The sequence below is a fragment of the Streptomyces sp. H39-S7 genome, from assembly GCF_027158205.1.
Classification (GTDB): domain Bacteria; phylum Actinomycetota; class Actinomycetes; order Streptomycetales; family Streptomycetaceae; genus Actinacidiphila.
Window position 1 is genome coordinate 65,230 of record NZ_JAPVLU010000027.1, and the last position, 16,131, is coordinate 81,360.

Here is a 16,131-nt window from a genome sequence, read left to right on the forward strand (position 1 = left end):
CCGGAAGGGCGGGGGAGCCCATATGCCGGTCCTGGTGATCGGCCGGCGAGCGCGGAGTTTCGGGGATCTCAGGGGTTGATCTGGGCTCCACGTACGGGCATGACCGCCCAAGTGCTCTTGGCACTTCCCGCGAGCGGGATCCAGCCCCAGTCGATGGATAGGGCCTGCACCAGCTGCAGGCCACGGCTGCCGAGGACCTCGGTGTCCAGGGTCGGGTTGATGGCCGGTGGGGTGCTGGACCCGTCGCGGACTTCGACGAGCAGCACGCCATCTCCATGGGTGGCGACGAATTCGATCGCGGTCGTGGGGGCATGGAGCACGGCGTTGGTCAGAAGTTCGCTGACGATGAGTACCGCGGTGTCGGTGGCTGCCGGGATCCTCCAGAGGCGCAGGAGCGTGGCCACCTCCTGGCGGATGCGGCGGACCTCGCTGGCCGCGGGCGCCAGCCCCATCGCGATTTGGTGGCGGGCGACAAGTGACGGGCGTGCCCGTGGGGCGGGGGAGTGTGCGGTCATGAGCATTTCGGCTCCGCTTGCTCTCCGGTGTGGGCTGCGGCCCGAATGAATCCGGGCCGCAGCGCCATGGCGGGAATAGGGTCGCCGAGGGCGCGTACTACGAGCCGGTCCCCGGTGAACGGGGCACGGGAGTGGAGCCAGCGGTGGTTGTCCAGCAGATAGCCCTGGCCGGCAGAGAGGGCGATGTTGGTGCGATGGCGGTCCAGCACAGCGCGCAGTACAGGAAGGTGTGGGGTGAGGTGCGGGGAGAACTTCACCAGCTCGTCCAGGCGCAGCCGGAACGAGGCGCGGTCAGGACCAAGACGGCTGATGACCTGAGCGAGGTGTCCGCCGCCGTCGCCGAAGTAGGCCGACCGAGGAATAGCTAACTCCTCTGCGATCTCCGGATGATGGGCGTCGAGGTCGGCGAGGACGGCCCGCCCGTCGATCAACCCGCATTCACCGCCCTCCAGGGCAGGACGCAGGCACACCAAGAGCATCAGCCGGGGCGGTCTGGGGATGCTGGAGCGTTCGGTGTGCGGTGCCAGTTCGCCGTTCCCGAAACCGGCGAAGCCGGGCAACGGGGCGCGGTGCGGCAGTAAAGTGTTGTGGATGGTGGTCAGCCCGTCGCGATCGCTGTCGCGATGTGGGGTCAGCCGCATCACGGAATGAACGAAGCCGAGGACCGTGCCGCGCGTGGACAGCCCGCTCACCGTGGCGAGCCCGCACCCGCGCAGGCGCTCGGCCAGCCAGTTGGACCGTTCGGCCTCCGGCAGATGATGCTCGGCGAACGGTGTCGGGGCGGTTGCAGCAGCAGTTGTCATCAGCGACATCCTTGGGTCGACGGGAGAAGGGGAGCCATGCCGTTCACAGTCCAGGGCACCGGCACCTTGCGTAAAGTGACTGATTGTCAACGCACCGACACTGCCTTGGCGGAGTCGGCCAGCGAGCCCTCGTGCTACGTTCCGAAGACCTCGGAGCTGCCCCTTCTTCCGGCCCTCAAGGACGTCATGGACACCCCCATCGAGCACACGCCGCGCGCCTTCCCTATCTCCATCAAGGGCGTCGCCGTCAACGGCGACGGCCAGGTGCTGCTGCTGAAGAACGAACGAGATGAGTGGGAACTGCCGGGAGGAAAGATCGAGATCGGCGAGATCCCGGAGGCTTGTGTCGTTCGGGAGCTGGAGGAAGAGACCGGCTGGGAGGTCAAGGCCGGTCCGCTGCTGGACACCTGGATGTACCAGCCGCTCCCCGGGCGATACGTCTTCATCGTCACTTACGGCTGCCTGGTCCTGACCCCCGACCGGCCCCCGGCCATCAGCCATGAGCACAAGGAGATCGGGCTGTTCGCCGAGGATGAGGTCCCTGGCCTGGTGATGCCGGAGGGCTACAAGCAGTCCATCGCCACCTGGCACACCCGGCTGCGGGACTCCAGGGGCCGGGGACGGTAGCCGGCCATGTCGGGAGGAGACGGTCGCCGCCTGCCCGAGGCCCTGCCCCGGCCTGCTCCCATACCGATGGCAACCATGTGGCGGTGGGCCACCCCTCGGGCCCAGCAGGTCCTGGCCACCCGGGATCTCGGCGCAATCCTTCGATTCCACCGCAGCGTCAACGGCCTGTCCCAGACGGCGCTGGGCGACGTTCTCGGCTACGACAAGACCTACATCTCCCTGCTGGAGAACCACCGTCGGACCATTCCCGATATGGACTCCCGCCGCCGGATCGCCACAAGTCTCGGGCTCTCGCCACACATCCTGGGGGTCACCGATCCAGCAGACGCCGACCATCGCGCGATGCTGCAGTTCGGAGAGTCCACCGTCCGACTGGCCGATATCGCCCGTCAGTCCGGCCATGCCTCCGAAGCCGTCGCTGAGTTGTGGCCTCTCGTCGCCCGCCTGGAAGCCCGCATCGAACACGGACACGCCGAGCGCGAGGTACTTCGGCTCTTGGCCCGTGCCCGAGTGGGGCTCGGGGTCGCGCTTGGCAACGTGCTGCCTGAAGAGCGGCTCGGCACCGCAGCGCGCTGGACGGCCCGCAGCCTGGAGATCACCCGCCACCTCGAAGACCCGGGCTTCACCTCCTACGTGTTGAGGATGCACGGCAACGAGCTGCGCAAGGCGCAACTTTGTGGCGCGGCCGTCAACCGTCTGCAGCACGCCGTTGCCCTCGCGCCCGATCGCGATGCCCGCGCGGCAGCTTTGCCATTGCTCGCCCGCGCCGCCGGCGCCATAAGGAATGGCACGCTGTTCGACCAGGTAATGCGGGAGAACGACGCGCTCCTTGAGGACGTCACGCCCACCTCGCTCTTCAACGCGTTCGCCCTGCATGAGATCCGCCTGCGCGGCCTGATCGCCACCAGCCGCCCTCAGGAAGCGATCCGCCTGGCCGACGACAGCCCCGTGCCGACGAACCGGGTGGCGCCACAGTGGCGCGTCATCGAACTCGTGACAGTCGGCCATGTCCGGCTGCTTGCCGACGACCGCACCGGAGCATCTGAGGCGCTGAACTCCGCCATCGCCGAGGCTGTCGCCCAGCGATTGCCCCACCAGCTTCAGCGCATCATCAGGACTGCACACAGCGCGATGCCCGACACTCGCGATCTCGCGGCGCAGGCACTCGACCGGCTGCGTCAGGAGATGGCCGCCTAACCTCGGCTCACCGACCCGATCCTGTTCCGTGCGGCGCATTCCTGCCCTCCGGTGTCGTTGCGCCGCCCACCGGATCCAACTCCCAGGGCGACTTGGAAGCGACAGGTTGTGCCATGTCCTTCCATCGGGACAACCGAGACCAATTCACTGGATTCCTGAAAACCCTTACCACGTCACTTTTTCCGGCGCTCGACCGTGACGAAGTCACGGTTCTCGTCAATTCCTAGTAGTCATATGGGCACCATTGGTGAATCATCAGTCGCGGCCTTCAAGGGAGTCGGACTGTGGCGAAGCCCCATAAACCCTCATGCGCAGCCCGGTTGCGCAGCCTCGGCGCGGAACGTCAGTGGTCGACCGAACGTGTCGTCGATGAGATTCACCAATGCTGTGGAACCAGCCGTCTGCGGTCGCACCGACTCGCCCGGGGCTGGACATTGCGAGAGGCCGTCGCCCATCTCCATCAGCTCTGCGACGACCGGAGAGTTGACGGACCCCGCAGCGATGCCGATCAGTGGCGGCTCTGGGAGACCATGCCCGAGCGCCGCCCGCGACCATCCACGGTCGACCTCCTCTGCCGGCTGTACGCCACCACGCCTACCGGTCTCGGCTTCAGCGCAGGTGGCGACTTCGGAACTGCGGCAGACATCCACTCAAGCCACGCTGTCCCAGCGACAGCGCCCCCCGCTGCCACGCAGCCTCCCGCTCTAGCTCCGCAGGTACCTACGGCAGACGACACTCAGGCCGATCTCGCGGTCCCGCCGGACTTCGAGACCCTCATCGACTCGACGCGCAGACTCGTCGACCGCACGCTCGCCGATGCCAGCGTGACCCCCAACCAACTCGATCTGATCGACGAGCGCATCATGTGGTTGCGCCAGCAGTACCTCACCTGCGCGCCAAAGCCGATGCTGCGCGCCCTCCTTACCGAATTGGGCGAGATCCACGCTCTCACCGCCGATCGACAGCCTGCTGCTGTTCAAAGCCGGCTGTCCTCGATGATTGCGATCCTCTCGACCCTCATCGCCGATGCACTGATGAAGCTCGGACAGCTACGCCAGTCGCAGGCGTGGTACGCCACCGCTCGTACCGCAGCGGACGACAGCGGCAACGTCGGGCTGCGGGCCCGCGTAAGAGTGCAGGCCGCCATGCTCCCCTACTACTACGGCCCCTTGGAGACAGCCGTCTCCCTGGCCCGCGAGGCCCGGCTCCTTCTCCGTCATCGACCCACCGCCACCGGGGCTTTCGCCGCTGCGGCTGAAGCACGGGCTCAGGCCCGTCAGGGCAACGCAGGTGCGGCAGAGGAGGCGCTACGCCAGGCGCAGGAGATCTTCGACCACACAGACCGCGGCCGCGAGGACGACGCGTTCTCCTTCCCTGAGCGCAGGCTTCTTCTGTACATCAGTGGAGCACTCACCCACCTCGGACAGCCAAAACGCGCGATGGCAGTTCAGCAGCAGGCCTTGCGGCTATACCCCGGAGAACTTGGAATCGACCCCGCTCTCCTCCGCTTCGAAGAGGCAATTTGCCTTGCCCACGAGCACTGTCTCGATGAGGCCTTCGACCTAGCAGGATCTACGTACCTCAGCCTGCCTATGGAGCACCGCACCTCTATCGTCGGCGCCCGCGCGCGCAACGTGCTGGAAGCGACCCCTCAAAGCATGCGAACAGGACGAAAGGCCAGAGAATTGGGCGAACTGCTCGCGCTCCCAGCCAGCGAGAGGTGACAGGTCCCCCGTACGTGGGTCAGCCTGGCGGCATGACAGCACCGATCCACGGCGGCTTCGCCGAGAGCGAGATGCGCCACATCCTTCAGGGCGCTTGCGCGGCCGTCGGACTCGATGCCAGCGGCGCTGCCCTACTGCGTGGGCAGACCAACGCCGTCGTTCGCCTCGCGGCCCATCCAGTCATCGCGAAGATCGCCCGGCGCGGCACAGATCCACAGGACGTCCACACCACGGTGCAGTTCGTCCGATGGCTGATGGATCTCGGGTTCCCCACAGTTCCGCTCCATCGGGCCGGCGACCAGCCAGTCATCTTCGATGGGCACGCGGTCACCTTCTGGACGTACCTTCCGCAGCCGGAGGATCCGGTACCGGCCGACGCGCTGGCCAAGCCCCTCGGCACTCTTCACAGCCTCGGCCGACCGCCCGTCGAGCTCAAGCGACTCAATCCCATCGCCGCAATTCGGACCTCGCTGAGCCGGACTACGGTTCTCCCTACCGAAGACCTTCGGTACCTGCACCATCGGACGGACCACCTTGAAAGGGCGCTGGGAAGCCTTCGATACGACCTCGCCCCCGACTCGATCCTCCAAGGCGACCCCCAGCACGGAAATGCCCTGCATGACGTCCACGGCGCAGTTCTGTGCGACTGGGACAGTGCGGCGATCGGTCAGCCGGAATGGGACCTGGTCACCGTCGAGATCCACTGCCGGCGCTTCGGATATGGCCTCTCGCACTACCAGAGGTTCGCGGAGGCGTACGGGTGGGACGTGACGGGTTGGGAGGGCTTCCGGACTCTCAGCGAGCTGCGTGAGCTGAGGATGATCACGACCAACGCGAGGAAGGCCGCCCATGAGCCCGCCAAGATCGCCGAGGTAGCGCATCGAATCGATGGACTCCGGAAAGACGACACGACCAGGATCTGGAACATCCTGTAGCGCGCACCCTTCTCGACGTGGCAGATCTAGGCGAGCAGGGGAAGTGCCACCGCGCAAATGGCCGTGCCGACCAGGACTCCGGTCACGGCTTGTCCCAGCGTATGAGCGCGCATGTGGGTACGTGTCCACACGGTGAGAGGCGCGATGGGTGCGAATGCGGCCAGCAGCAATGGACCGCCGACCAGCGCGGCCACGGCAACCGTTGTGGTGGCTACAGAGGTGTGCACGGAGATCTTCCACCAGCGCGTGATCAGAGTGAGCACAGCGAGCTGAATGGCCAGCAAGGCGAAGACAGCGCAGATAGGGCGGGGAGCTCCAGCGAGGGAGAGAGCGCCGAAACCGAGCAGGAGAGAAGCGAGGATGGCGATCATGGGAAGGATGCGGTGCTCGCGCTGGGGCACGTGGTGGTCGAGCCATGAGCCTCTGCGCATGCCGTAGATGAGAAACAACATCGGCACCGCACTTCCGAAGGTGACCGCAAGCAGCCACCAGCCCAGTACGTTGGCGTCCGGCCACGGGTGCCAAAGGACGAGGGTTGATTGCGCCAGGACCTGGACCAAGGGAGCAAAGACCTCGCTCAACGCGGTAGCCAAACGAAGTCCGATCGGCTTTTGGGCGGGTTGTGGCTGGCCGGCAACACAAGGTGGGCTCGTCGTCGTGGTCACTGCTCCTCCTCCATCGCTTTGGCCGCCACTGCGAGAGGTCTGAGCGGACGGACCCCTTCCCTCTCGACAGGTGGACGGTTGAAGGCGCGGGCGACCTCAACGAACCAGGTCAGCTCACCCACGTGGTCGCTCCCACCGATGGGCGCCTGCTGTTCGAGCAGATCGCCACATGAGGCGATCTCCGCGACCTGGCCCACTGCGGTGAGAGCTGCTCGGAGCATGGCTGCCTCGGCTGCGGCTTCCTGCTGTTCGGCGGTAGCTCCCGCTTGGGCTGCGAGGGTGCGCGCGCCGTCGGCGATTTCCGAGTTGAGATGCTCGCGCAGCGCGTGACGAGCGTCCCGGATTTCGATCACGAATCGGTAGAGGCGGTAGTGCAGCTTAGTCAGGCGCCAGCGGGCCCGTTTGGGGTGCTTCGGCGGGTCCAGAGCGATGTCGGGCATTGCGTCGTAGACGGCGAGCCACAGAGGGAAGAGCTGGTGATAGGCGCGCAGGTGTCCGAACCAGCGTGCTGTGGCGGACAGCCGGGGGCCAAGGGCGGGCAGGACGAGTCCCAGGGAGACCAGGGCGCCGCCGAGGGCCGCGAAGGCTGAGGATGAGTCGGCCAAGAGGTCGAGGCGGATGCCCATATTGCGGGCGATCACGTAGATGCCTCTGGTGAGGCAGTATCCGAGTGTGATGGCGGCGCCGACCGCGGTGAGGTGCAGGCCGCGGACGAGCCAGGGGCGCCCCGCTACCTTCGCGAAGCGCCAGCAGAGGCGGGCGATTTCGGCGAGTCCGGTGCCGACGGCCGTCACGTATAGCAACAGGTACTCAGCGATGTAGGGCGTGGTTGCGTAGGTCTCGGTGAAGTGCTCGGCGGTGCTGTCGTTAATGGGAGCCAAAGTCAGCAAGGCGACCATGGCCAGGAGCACGATGACGCCGGCGATGACGCGGCGACGTGCTCTTGGGAGGGCTATTTCCGGCGGGTCGTTCCACATGAGCAGCATGCGCTGGACGCAGACGCTGAAGGCGATCAACGAGCCGTGGACGACCAACTTGCCCAGGTTGTCCAGTCCGAGGGCTGTGCTGACGGGGAGGTAAATGGCGGGCGTGGCCGCTATGAATCCGAAGGCAGCGCAGGCCAGGGTCGCGCAGAGTGAGCGCAGGACCGGGTTGTCGGGGTCCTTGCGCAGGTCGAGCAGCTTGTAGGCAAGGGCCGCCGAGCTGACGAGGGCTGCCACAGGGTAGGCGATGTCGTGCACGTCAGTGATCATTTGGCCCTGCGGTGGTCTGGACTTTGGAGAGTGCTTTCGAGGCGGCGGATGACATCAGCCGCCTCGGGCGGGACGACGCCCTGCGGCTCCGGCGAGCGGAGGCTGACTTGTGTGAGGATCACCGAGGCGAACGTCTCGGCTTCGTTCTCTTCGGTGTCTGAATAGCGCGTGCGTCCCAGAACGCGCTGGACGACTTCCGAGTTGAGACTGGGCATGAGGGTGCGCGCTACATCCGTGCTCAGGGGCTGGCCCACTCCGTGGTCGTGAAGGAGGTGGCCCAATTCATGCAGCAAGATGTGGTCTTGGTGCGCTGGGCTTGTCGCCTGCTCGTACAGCATGTAGTCCGCCGAGCCAGTTGAGATCCAAAGACCGCAGGGGCTTCCGGGCGGCAACTGGCGCGAGAGCAGGTGGATGGGGCGTCCGCGCTGTCTGCTGATTCGCTGGAACATCTCGTGGACATCGAACGGCTCCGGTATCTCGGGGATACGGAGCTTCTTCGGGAACTTCCGGACTTGCCTCATGCCGTCACCGTTGTGCTCATAGGGTTCTCACGCGCCGAAGCTGAATGCGCCGATTCCTTCGCTGCTCTCTCTGCCGTTCGGGCCGATCCAGCTAGCCGGGTATTCGGCGGCTAGTCCCCGGCCTGTATGTCAGCTGCGGTGGACGCAGGACGGCTAGACCGGTCTTGGATCCTCCGGCGGATGCTGAATGAGACACGGGGCCCCCTAGATTCCAACAGGCATGGTTCTCCCGGGCCTTTCACCGGCAGACACAGAATGGAGTATGCCAGAAGCATAGCGGTAGGCGCACTCTTGATTACGCAGAGTGACTCACACGTCGTTCGCCAACTCCACTACTGCACTTGGTGGTTGGGGCTGCGCAATTGACGGTTGGTTCGTGACCTGCGTCACCTCCCGTCAACGCTTCCGCGCAATGTCTGTTCGCCGCCGGGTATTCGAGGGGGTGCGCACCCGGCTGGCTCCGTCTCTGCAGCCGGGATTGTGTGACCCTTTGTGTGCGGGATTCCCGGTGTGACACTTCTGCAACGCCCGGGTCGGCGCGGTTCCTATGGTTGGTCAATGGGGCTGTCGGGTAGCCCCTCGATCTGGCGGACGTGATCGATGATGCCCTTGATCTGGCGAAGGCCTTGTGGTGATAGCCCGGAGACGCGCAGTGCTACCGACTTCACGTCGGCGTCGCGCATTGCGGTCAGAAGATCCAGCTCGGCGTTACTTGTGGCCTCGACTTCGTCGTCGAAGAAGTAGGCCGGCGGAACGCCGAAGAAATCAGCAAGAGCTTTGACTGTTGCCATCGTCGGGTTCTTCTTGGTGCCGGTGCGCAACTGCTGGATGGCGCTGGCAGACAGCCCCTTGCCGTCCCCTGCTGATGCTCGCTGGATCGCCTCGGCGACTTCCCCGTTCGCGTACGGGCCGCGCGAGGCCGGGTGGACCGTTCTAAACAGATGGTCCAGCTTCTGCGCGACTGTGCGCCGCTGTCCATCTGTCATGCCTACCTCCGGTTCGTGTGGCCGAGCCTAACACTTCAGTGTGACGGGGGCGCCAGTACTGCCCTTGCGTTCGCACTGTGGTTGACCAAGCTCGGACACTCTGGTGTACGTTGATCCACATCTTCTGACACATAAGTGTTAATTGCCTGGTCAGAGTATGTAGATTGACCTGGACTCGAAGCGTACGTCCTCATATGGTTCTGGTCCCCGCACGAGCGGATCACCGGCCGCCGTACGGAGCGGGAAGGGAGAGGCACACATGTGGCCATGACGACGGCCGACGGGGCGAAAGAGTCCGGCGCCCGGGAGCTACCAACTCCTGGACGCCGGGCCGGCATCCCGAAGGACACCGATTCACACCTCACGCGGGCGGCGGGGCTTTTGCACGAGAACCGCCGCACGCGCTCCTACAAGCACCGGAGTATCGCATGCCTGCCACGACGGGCGGAATTCCTGCCTGCCCACTGGCCACCGATCGCCAGCGCCGCCTTGCTCTGCAGCTCACGGACATGATCCCGGGAGCGGTTCGCATCCGGGTGAGCCTCCAGGACCCCCAAAGGGCCTGGCCGCAGCCCCACGCACGAGCCTGGGACGTGGCCGGAACGCGGATCGAGCTCAGTCGCACGGTCGCCAAGATCGCAGCGCGCTGGGTCCTGCGGGTCTGGCCAGACGCGGACTGGAACGTCGCGCACACCATGGACCTCACTACCGCGACGCTGACCACCGCCGCTTGGGGGCGCTGACATGTCGCGCATCCGACCGATCAAGCCGGAGACCTGGACCTCCGAGACGCTCGCCGAGGTGAGCATCCCGGCGATGGTCACCTTCCTCGCGATGACGAACATGGCCGACGACCACGGCCGCCACCGCGACAACGCGGCGATCATCTTCGGGCTCGTCTGGCCGCTGCGCGCTGAACACAGTGCGGTCCACGTCGAGGAGGACCTCGTCCAGCTCGAGAATGCCGGAGCGATCTGCCGGTATACCGGCTGCGACGGCAAGCGGTACTTCCACTACCCGACCTGGTTCAAGCACCAGAAGATCGACAAGCCGAGCTTGTCCCGCCTTCCCGCCTGCCCGCATCACGCGCCAGAGCGATGCGGCGTCTGCAAGGGGCCCTGCACCCAACACGCCGAGGTCTCCCCGAACACTCCCCGACTCCTCCCCGAGGCTTCGCCGAATGCTCGCCGAGCCCTCGATTCGCCCATACCGCCCGAAGCACCTACGCCCGCGCCGCCCGCTAGAGGAAGCGGAGTCCCTGCCGCCCAGCAGGACTCGCTCGTCGACCTCGAGGGCGCCCATGATCCTGGTCGTGACAAAATGGCAGGTCAGGCGGCTCTCGGGGAGGGTTCTCCGAAGCCTCCCCGAAACGTCGGAGAGGGCTCGGCGCCTGGATCTAGGATCTTGGATCCTGGATCTTCTTTCCCTCCGGGGCGCACAGCGCCCGACGCCAGCGCATCGGCTGGTGACCTGGTCGCCGAATACGTCGCCTCGTGCCAGAAGCGACCGCCAGGCGACGTGATCGGACACCTCGGGCGGATCGCCAAGAAGCTTCTCGGCGAGGGCATCGCCCCGGAGCACATCCGCGCCGGACTGAAGCGCTTCGGCGAGATACAGGGCCATCCCAGCCGCCTGCCGAGCCTGGTCAACGACTCGCTGAACCCTGGGGCCGCCGGTTTGGCGCGACCGGGATTCTGGCCTACCGTGCCCGCTCACACCGCGTGGACCAACCCGGTCGACGCTGCCGCCGCCTACGCCGAGGAGCTGTGATGCGCGACCGCGACCCCCAGCCCGTCGGCCAGAACACCTTCGACCGGCTCCTGCGGATCCTGGCCGCCCGGGGCATCGACCCGTCATCCGCAGCCGCCGAGGAACCTGAGCCGTACTCGGCCCTGGACGCCCTGTCGGCGGGGATGCCGCCGCGCTACCGGGGCGCGGTGGCCGACCACCCACAGGTCCTGGCATGGGCCCGAGACGTCGCCGGTCAGGCCGTTGCACCGAGCCCGGGTGCCAGGCGGCAGGTGGTCACCGGGGCGAGCCTGCTGATGGCCGGGGTGGTCGGTGCGGGCAAGACGCACCAGGCGTACGGGGCGGTGCGCCACCTGGTCGAGGCCGGCATCGGGGTGCGCTGGCGCGCGACCACCGCCGCCGACCTGTACGCCGACCTGCGCCCCCGCGCCGGAGTCGACAGCGAGCGGGAGCTGGCGGCCGTCAGCCGCTGCCCGCTGCTGATCATCGACGACCTCGGCGCGGCCAAAGCCAGCGACTGGACCGAAGAGATCACCTACCGGCTGATCAACCGCCGGTACAACCACCTGCTGCCGACCCTGATCACCACCAACCTGCGCATCGGCGACCTGCGCGCCTACCTCGGCGACCGCGTCACCTCCCGGCTCGCACAGATGACCACCCGGGTCGAGTTCGAACCGGTCGACCGCAGACGCCCACGCCCCGCAGCCTGACCTGCCGCAGGCCGCCCTGCCGGGCCGCGCCCACAGCGCGCCGCCCCCACCATCTCCCGACCCACGGACCCCTCCGCCGACGCCCCTGCGCGCGGAGAGCGATCGGAGCCAAGCCCGCATGACCAACACGACGATCAGCCCTGCCCACCACCGCTCGCTCGGCGACCAACGCTGGCAGGACGAAGCTGTCTGCCAGAGCACCGAGTACAACCCGGTGGACCCCGAACTCTTCTTCCCCGAACCCGACGAGACCGACAAGATCATCACCGCCAAGGCCCTATGCGGGCAGTGCCCGGTCCGCCGCACCTGCCTGGACGCCGCGCTCGAAGGCGGCGACATCGACGGCATCCGGGGCGGGCTGACGGAGGAAGAGCGCAAGCCGCAGCACGACAAGCTCGCCGAACGCCTCGACTACAGCCGAGTCAACGCCACCGTCGCCGGACGCGACATCCACCTCACCAAGGCCGAGCGCCGCGCAGTGATCCCCGCCGCCTACCGCCACGGGCTCACCGAACAGCGCCTGGCCTGGCTCCTGAAGATCACCGAGGACCACGCCCAGAGGCTGTACCGCGAGACCCGCCGTGCTCTGCGCAACCGCGACCTGGCGCAGGCCACGAAGACCACGCCGCCCCCCGAGAGCGACGGCGAGCAGCTGGGCCGCAGTGACTTCGGCACGGCGGCGTGAACTTCGCGAACGCGCCGCACACGGCGCACATCACCGACTGGGACCGCGCGGTCGTCATCGCCCTCGGCGGGGCGGGATGCGCCCTGTCCTACGACGCCCTGCAGCAGATGGCCGTCGCCATCCACGTCCGCGGATTCCTCACCTACCTCTTCCCCCTCGTGATCGACGGGTTCATCGCCTACGGCATCCGCGCCCTGCTGGTCCTGCGCGACGCGCCCCTGCGCGCCCGGCTCTACGTGTGGACACTCTTCGGAACAGCCACCGCCGCCAGCATCTGGGCCAACGCCCTGCACGCCGTCCGGCTCAACGAGGAGAACGCCTCGGCCACCGGACTGCGGCTCGGCGACACGGTCGTGGCGGTGCTGTCCACCATTGCCCCGCTCGCCCTGGCCGGAGCGGTACACCTCTACATCCTCATCGCCCGGGGGGCGGTGAACGAAAGTGACCGAAGCGACCAGGATGACCCCGGTCAGCCCGAGCGCATCGCGGTCACTCGAACTGACCGGACCGGTCTACCGCATTCCCAGCCCGGTCAGGTCAGCGCCACCGCGCCGGTCAGCGCCCTGACCGACCGCCCTCGCCTGTCCCTGGACACGAGCCACTCGGACACCCGGTCACCGACCGGGGGCAGTGACCAGGGAGACAGCGCTAGCCCGGACAGGGGGCATGCCGCAAGGGAGCCAAAGGCCGCTGACCTGGCCGGACAGCCAGACAGCATCGCGGCGGTCAGTGACCGACCCGTCGGCACCGACCCGGTCAGCGGTCACCGGGTCAGCCCCCCGCCGGTGACCGACCGGCCGGTCACAGCGCCACCGGTCACTGACCCGGCCACCCAGATGACCGGTGACCGGCGACCTGACCCGGACACCGAGAAGCTGCTCGCCATCGCCCGGTCAGCGGTCAGGGCCGAGGACAAGCTGACCCGCAAGGTGGTTGCCCAGGCGATCCGAGGTCAGCAGATCCCGCTGTCCAGCGACACGCTGACCGCCCTGATGGTCCAGCTCCGCGAGCAGCACGGCCAGCCGGTCACCCCCTCCCGGAACTGACCGCCCAGCACGGGGCCGGGTGACCGAGCCGAACGCCTCGGCCGGTCACCCGACCCCGGACACGCGCACCACTACCTTCCGAGACGAACCGGAGAGCACTGCCATGCGCACGAAACCCGCAACCTTGGCCGAGGTGGACTCCTGGCTGACCGTGCTGCACCAGCGCGGTCACCTCCACCACGCGGCAGCCCTGGCGGACGGCAGCTGGAGCGTGCAACGACGCCAGCACAGCCGCCCCTGGACCCTGCACCACCCGGTCCTGGCCATGGACTGGATCGAGGACGTCCTCCGCGACGCACACCAGCAGGACACGGAGTCGAGCCGATGACCAGCAACGACCCGGCAGCCACCACACCCGAACCAGTGCGTGATTTCAAGACGGCTCCTGGCGGAGCAAGTTGTGGGGTGAGGGATCCTTACCCCGCCCTCGCCCCCAAGGGAGCGCGGGCCTCCCGATCGGCAGCAGACCCAGGGGGGCCTGCCGCCGAACGGGAAGTCGGCCCAGGGGTGCCGACGACACAGGGCAACGACACGACGCCAACCGCCGCCGCGACAATCGCGCCGCGCCGCCGTCGACTGCGTCAGAGCGTGCCGCGCCTGAACCGCGTCTGCCCACGCTTCAGCGACAGCGAATGGACCGCGGTCCGAACCGCCGCAGAGGCCACCGACCTCGAACCTGGCGGCTACGCCGCCGCCGCGGTCCTGGCTACCGCCGCCAGCAACAACCCCACCGCCGCCATCGCCGATTACCGGCGTGGGGTCCAGGAACTCATGGAGTCCAACCGCCAACTCGCCGCCATCGGCAACAACCTGAACCAGATCGCGCACTACCTCAACGCCGGCGGTCAACCCGCCGCCGACCTCCAGCAGCTCCTGCGCCGCGTCGACGACGCGATCACGATCGTGGACGAAGCGGTGACCTGGCTGGTCCGCCGGTGATCCCCAAGATCCGCCTCGGCACCGGTGGCACCTACGGCCTGATCCGCTACCTGTTCGGAAAGGGCGAACACAACGAGCACACCGACCAGCACGTCGTTGCTTCCTGGAACGACTACGCCCCCGACCCCGGCCGCAATCCCCACCACACCATCGCCCAGCTGGCCGGCCAGCTCGATCAACCGGTCAAGGCCCTCGGTGACCGGGCGCCGGCCACCACGTTCTGGCACTGCTCGGTACGCGCCGCCCCCGGCGACCGCCACCTCGACGACGCCGACTGGGCGGCCATCGCCCGACGTATGGTCCAGGCCACCGGCATCGCCCCCATCGGCGACAGCACCGCCTGCCGCTGGGTCGCCGTCCGGCACGCCGAGGACCACATCCACATCGCCGCAACCCTCGTCCGCCAGGACGGCCGCCGCGCAGACCTGAAGTTCGACAGGCGCAAAGTGCAGGCCGAGGCCCGCCTTATAGAAAAGGAGTACGGGCTGCGGCAACTCAACCCGGGGGACGGCACCGCCGCGAAGCGGCCCACCAGTCAGGAGCGCTTCAAAGCCGAGCGCATGGGCCGTACCGAGACTCCCCGCGAGACCCTGCGCGAAGGAGTCCGCCAAGCGGTCGCCGGAGCCGCCACCGAAGAAGAATTCTTCACCCGGCTCCGCGAGGCCGGCCTGCGCGTGAAACTTCGCCACGCTCCCTCGGGTGATGTGCTCGGCTACACTGTGGCGCTACCCGGCGACCGCAACCGCGACCGCGAGCCGGTCTGGTTCGCGGGATCCACCCTGGCTCCCGACCTGTCCCTGCCCCGTATCCGCCGCCGTCTCGCCAGCGGAACCCTCGGCGAGGATGCGGTGCCCGAGGCAACCGCCGGCCAGCCGGACTGGTCACCGCCCGCCCGGGGACGACGCACCGCCACCGGCATCGCCGAGGGCGCCGCGATCGTCTTGGACCGCGGGGACGACGAAGCGGCAGCGCAACTCATTGGTGTCGGTGAACTCCTCGACGCGGTCGCCAAGACCTCTCCGGCCGCCACCCGAGCCGAAGTGTCGGCTGCTGCACGCGCCTTCGAACGCGCCACCCGCAGCCACGTCCGCGCCGAGAACGCCGACACCCGCGCGATCCGCTCGGCGGCACGCGGCATCATCCAGGCCGGCAGCGCACTCGGCCGAGGTGAAGACGGCGGCACCACCGCCATGCTCCTCTCGACCCTCGTCCTGGTCGCCCTGGCAGCCGCCCGCTGGCACTCCGCCCACGGTCACGCCCAGCAAGCAGCCGCCTCCCGACAAACCGCAGAACACCTACGAGCCGCCTCCCGCCGGGCCGCTACCGCACCCCTGCAAGCCCTGCGCGACCACGGCCGCGCCCTGCCAGAGCCCGAACGACGCAAGCACCACGCCACCATCCGCGCAGCCCTCCCCACACAAGCAGGCGGTACCGACACCGAAGCGGACCAGGACGCATTGGCCGCCACCCTCGCCCAGGCCGAACAAGCAGGCCACGATCCCGAAGCGCTGCTCCGTCAGGCCATCGGCCAGCGCGAACTGGACAGCGCAGACGATGTGAACGACGTCCTGGTCTGGCGTCTGCGCCGACTTGCCCAGCTCCCCGCCCACCCAGGCGCAACGGCCCGCCACCCGCGGACCGCTCCCGGTCGCAACCAGCCGGAGCCAGGACGGTCCGGAGGCCGCAGCACTTCTCCGACAGCTCCATGGATCGCCGGGACGGACCCGCTCAATCGGCCACCGCGCCGATGACCCGGGCAGCCCGACAGGCTAG

Annotated in this window: 18 protein-coding genes; 12 read left to right on the forward strand and 6 right to left on the reverse strand. The window is 67.7% G+C overall.

Annotation, left to right across the window (positions count from 1 at the left end; all coding sequences use genetic code 11):
• Positions 1–68: 68 nt before the first annotated feature.
• Both O3X23_RS25220 and O3X23_RS25225 read right to left on the reverse strand, forming a co-directional pair.
• Complete coding sequence (locus tag O3X23_RS25220; RefSeq protein ID WP_269273824.1) at positions 69–515, reverse strand: ATP-binding protein; 447 nt, start codon at positions 513–515, stop codon at positions 69–71.
• The gene (locus O3X23_RS25225; protein WP_269273825.1) at positions 512–1,318 is read right to left on the reverse strand and encodes a TauD/TfdA family dioxygenase; all 807 of its coding nucleotides are present in this window, start codon (positions 1,316–1,318) and stop codon (positions 512–514) included. Before O3X23_RS25225 ends, O3X23_RS25220 begins: the two co-directional genes overlap by 4 nt.
• A 186-nt stretch (positions 1,319–1,504) precedes the next feature.
• Here O3X23_RS25225 and O3X23_RS25230 point away from each other — a divergent pair, with 186 nt between their 5' ends.
• The 4 genes from O3X23_RS25230 (at position 1,505) to O3X23_RS25245 (ending at position 5,801) form a co-directional block, all read left to right on the forward strand.
• Positions 1,505–1,945: an NUDIX hydrolase gene (locus O3X23_RS25230; RefSeq protein ID WP_269273826.1), complete on the forward strand. Its 441-nt coding sequence runs from the start codon at positions 1,505–1,507 to the stop codon at positions 1,943–1,945.
• A 66-nt stretch (positions 1,946–2,011) separates the two neighbouring features.
• Entirely contained in the window at positions 2,012–3,142 is a 1,131-nt protein-coding gene (locus tag O3X23_RS25235) for a helix-turn-helix domain-containing protein (RefSeq protein ID WP_269273827.1), read from the forward strand.
• Positions 3,143–3,426: 284 nt separating this feature from the next.
• The gene (locus O3X23_RS25240) at positions 3,427–4,866 is read left to right on the forward strand and encodes a hypothetical protein (protein ID WP_269273828.1); all 1,440 of its coding nucleotides are present in this window, start codon (positions 3,427–3,429) and stop codon (positions 4,864–4,866) included.
• A gap of 32 nt (positions 4,867–4,898) precedes the next feature.
• A complete protein-coding gene (locus O3X23_RS25245) occupies positions 4,899–5,801 on the forward strand; it encodes a phosphotransferase family protein (RefSeq protein ID WP_269273829.1) in 903 nt (300 codons plus the stop codon).
• A gap of 26 nt (positions 5,802–5,827) precedes the next feature.
• Here the strand turns inward: O3X23_RS25245 and O3X23_RS25250 are convergent, their stop codons facing one another.
• The 4 genes from O3X23_RS25250 to O3X23_RS25265 form a co-directional block, all read right to left on the reverse strand.
• Positions 5,828–6,466 carry a hypothetical protein gene (locus tag O3X23_RS25250; protein ID WP_269273830.1) on the reverse strand — a complete coding sequence of 213 codons (639 nt, stop codon included), beginning with the start codon at positions 6,464–6,466 and terminating at the stop codon, positions 5,828–5,830.
• Entirely contained in the window at positions 6,463–7,707 is a 1,245-nt protein-coding gene (locus tag O3X23_RS25255; RefSeq protein ID WP_269273831.1) for an MAB_1171c family putative transporter, read from the reverse strand. Before O3X23_RS25255 ends, O3X23_RS25250 begins: the two co-directional genes overlap by 4 nt.
• 8 nt (positions 7,708–7,715) lie before the next feature.
• Positions 7,716–8,240 (reverse strand): ParH-like protein, encoded by a 525-nt coding sequence (locus O3X23_RS25260; RefSeq protein WP_269273832.1) that lies wholly within the window; start codon positions 8,238–8,240, stop codon positions 7,716–7,718.
• Positions 8,241–8,785: 545 nt separating this feature from the next.
• A complete protein-coding gene (locus O3X23_RS25265; RefSeq protein WP_269273833.1) occupies positions 8,786–9,226 on the reverse strand; it encodes a helix-turn-helix domain-containing protein in 441 nt (146 codons plus the stop codon).
• Positions 9,227–9,654: 428 nt separating this feature from the next.
• Here O3X23_RS25265 and O3X23_RS25270 point away from each other — a divergent pair, with 428 nt between their 5' ends.
• The 8 genes from O3X23_RS25270 (at position 9,655) to O3X23_RS25305 (ending at position 16,109) form a co-directional block, all read left to right on the forward strand.
• A complete protein-coding gene (locus O3X23_RS25270) occupies positions 9,655–9,969 on the forward strand; it encodes a transcriptional regulator (protein ID WP_269273834.1) in 315 nt (104 codons plus the stop codon).
• A gap of 1 nt (position 9,970) precedes the next feature.
• Positions 9,971–10,996 carry a hypothetical protein gene (locus O3X23_RS25275; protein WP_269273835.1) on the forward strand — a complete coding sequence of 342 codons (1,026 nt, stop codon included), beginning with the start codon at positions 9,971–9,973 and terminating at the stop codon, positions 10,994–10,996.
• Positions 10,996–11,688, forward strand: coding sequence for an ATP-binding protein (locus O3X23_RS25280; RefSeq protein WP_269273836.1), 693 nt, complete (start codon positions 10,996–10,998; stop codon positions 11,686–11,688). Before O3X23_RS25275 ends, O3X23_RS25280 begins: the two co-directional genes overlap by 1 nt.
• Before the next feature lie 118 nt (positions 11,689–11,806).
• A complete protein-coding gene (locus O3X23_RS25285; RefSeq protein ID WP_269273837.1) occupies positions 11,807–12,373 on the forward strand; it encodes a WhiB family transcriptional regulator in 567 nt (188 codons plus the stop codon).
• Positions 12,370–13,419: a DUF2637 domain-containing protein gene (locus O3X23_RS25290; RefSeq protein ID WP_269273838.1), complete on the forward strand. Its 1,050-nt coding sequence runs from the start codon at positions 12,370–12,372 to the stop codon at positions 13,417–13,419. The genes O3X23_RS25285 and O3X23_RS25290 overlap by 4 nt, the downstream gene beginning before the upstream one ends.
• A 103-nt stretch (positions 13,420–13,522) precedes the next feature.
• Positions 13,523–13,747, forward strand: coding sequence for a hypothetical protein (locus O3X23_RS25295; protein WP_269273839.1), 225 nt, complete (start codon positions 13,523–13,525; stop codon positions 13,745–13,747).
• Between the two features lie 260 nt (positions 13,748–14,007).
• Positions 14,008–14,358, forward strand: a complete 351-nt coding sequence (locus O3X23_RS25300) for a MobC family plasmid mobilization relaxosome protein (RefSeq protein ID WP_269273840.1) — start codon at positions 14,008–14,010, stop codon at positions 14,356–14,358.
• The gene (locus O3X23_RS25305) at positions 14,355–16,109 is read left to right on the forward strand and encodes a relaxase/mobilization nuclease domain-containing protein (protein WP_269273841.1); all 1,755 of its coding nucleotides are present in this window, start codon (positions 14,355–14,357) and stop codon (positions 16,107–16,109) included. The genes O3X23_RS25300 and O3X23_RS25305 overlap by 4 nt, the downstream gene beginning before the upstream one ends.
• The last annotated feature ends 22 nt before the right edge of the window (positions 16,110–16,131 follow it).

Bases quoted from the DNA above. Each gene is read 5' to 3' on its own strand.
- O3X23_RS25275 (WP_269273835.1), top strand. From the start codon at position 9,971: ATGTCGCGCATCCGACCGATCAAGCCGGAGACCTGGACCTCCGAGACG.
- O3X23_RS25265 (WP_269273833.1), bottom strand. From the start codon at position 9,226: ATGACAGATGGACAGCGGCGCACAGTCGCGCAGAAGCTGGACCATCTG.
- O3X23_RS25280 (WP_269273836.1), top strand. From the start codon at position 10,996: ATGCGCGACCGCGACCCCCAGCCCGTCGGCCAGAACACCTTCGACCGG.
- O3X23_RS25220 (WP_269273824.1), bottom strand. From the start codon at position 515: ATGACCGCACACTCCCCCGCCCCACGGGCACGCCCGTCACTTGTCGCC.
- O3X23_RS25225 (WP_269273825.1), bottom strand. From the start codon at position 1,318: ATGACAACTGCTGCTGCAACCGCCCCGACACCGTTCGCCGAGCATCAT.
- O3X23_RS25235 (WP_269273827.1), top strand. From the start codon at position 2,012: ATGGCAACCATGTGGCGGTGGGCCACCCCTCGGGCCCAGCAGGTCCTG.
- O3X23_RS25295 (WP_269273839.1), top strand. From the start codon at position 13,523: ATGCGCACGAAACCCGCAACCTTGGCCGAGGTGGACTCCTGGCTGACC.
- O3X23_RS25270 (WP_269273834.1), top strand. From the start codon at position 9,655: ATGCCTGCCACGACGGGCGGAATTCCTGCCTGCCCACTGGCCACCGAT.
- O3X23_RS25260 (WP_269273832.1), bottom strand. From the start codon at position 8,240: ATGAGGCAAGTCCGGAAGTTCCCGAAGAAGCTCCGTATCCCCGAGATA.
- O3X23_RS25285 (WP_269273837.1), top strand. From the start codon at position 11,807: ATGACCAACACGACGATCAGCCCTGCCCACCACCGCTCGCTCGGCGAC.
- O3X23_RS25230 (WP_269273826.1), top strand. From the start codon at position 1,505: ATGGACACCCCCATCGAGCACACGCCGCGCGCCTTCCCTATCTCCATC.
- O3X23_RS25245 (WP_269273829.1), top strand. From the start codon at position 4,899: ATGACAGCACCGATCCACGGCGGCTTCGCCGAGAGCGAGATGCGCCAC.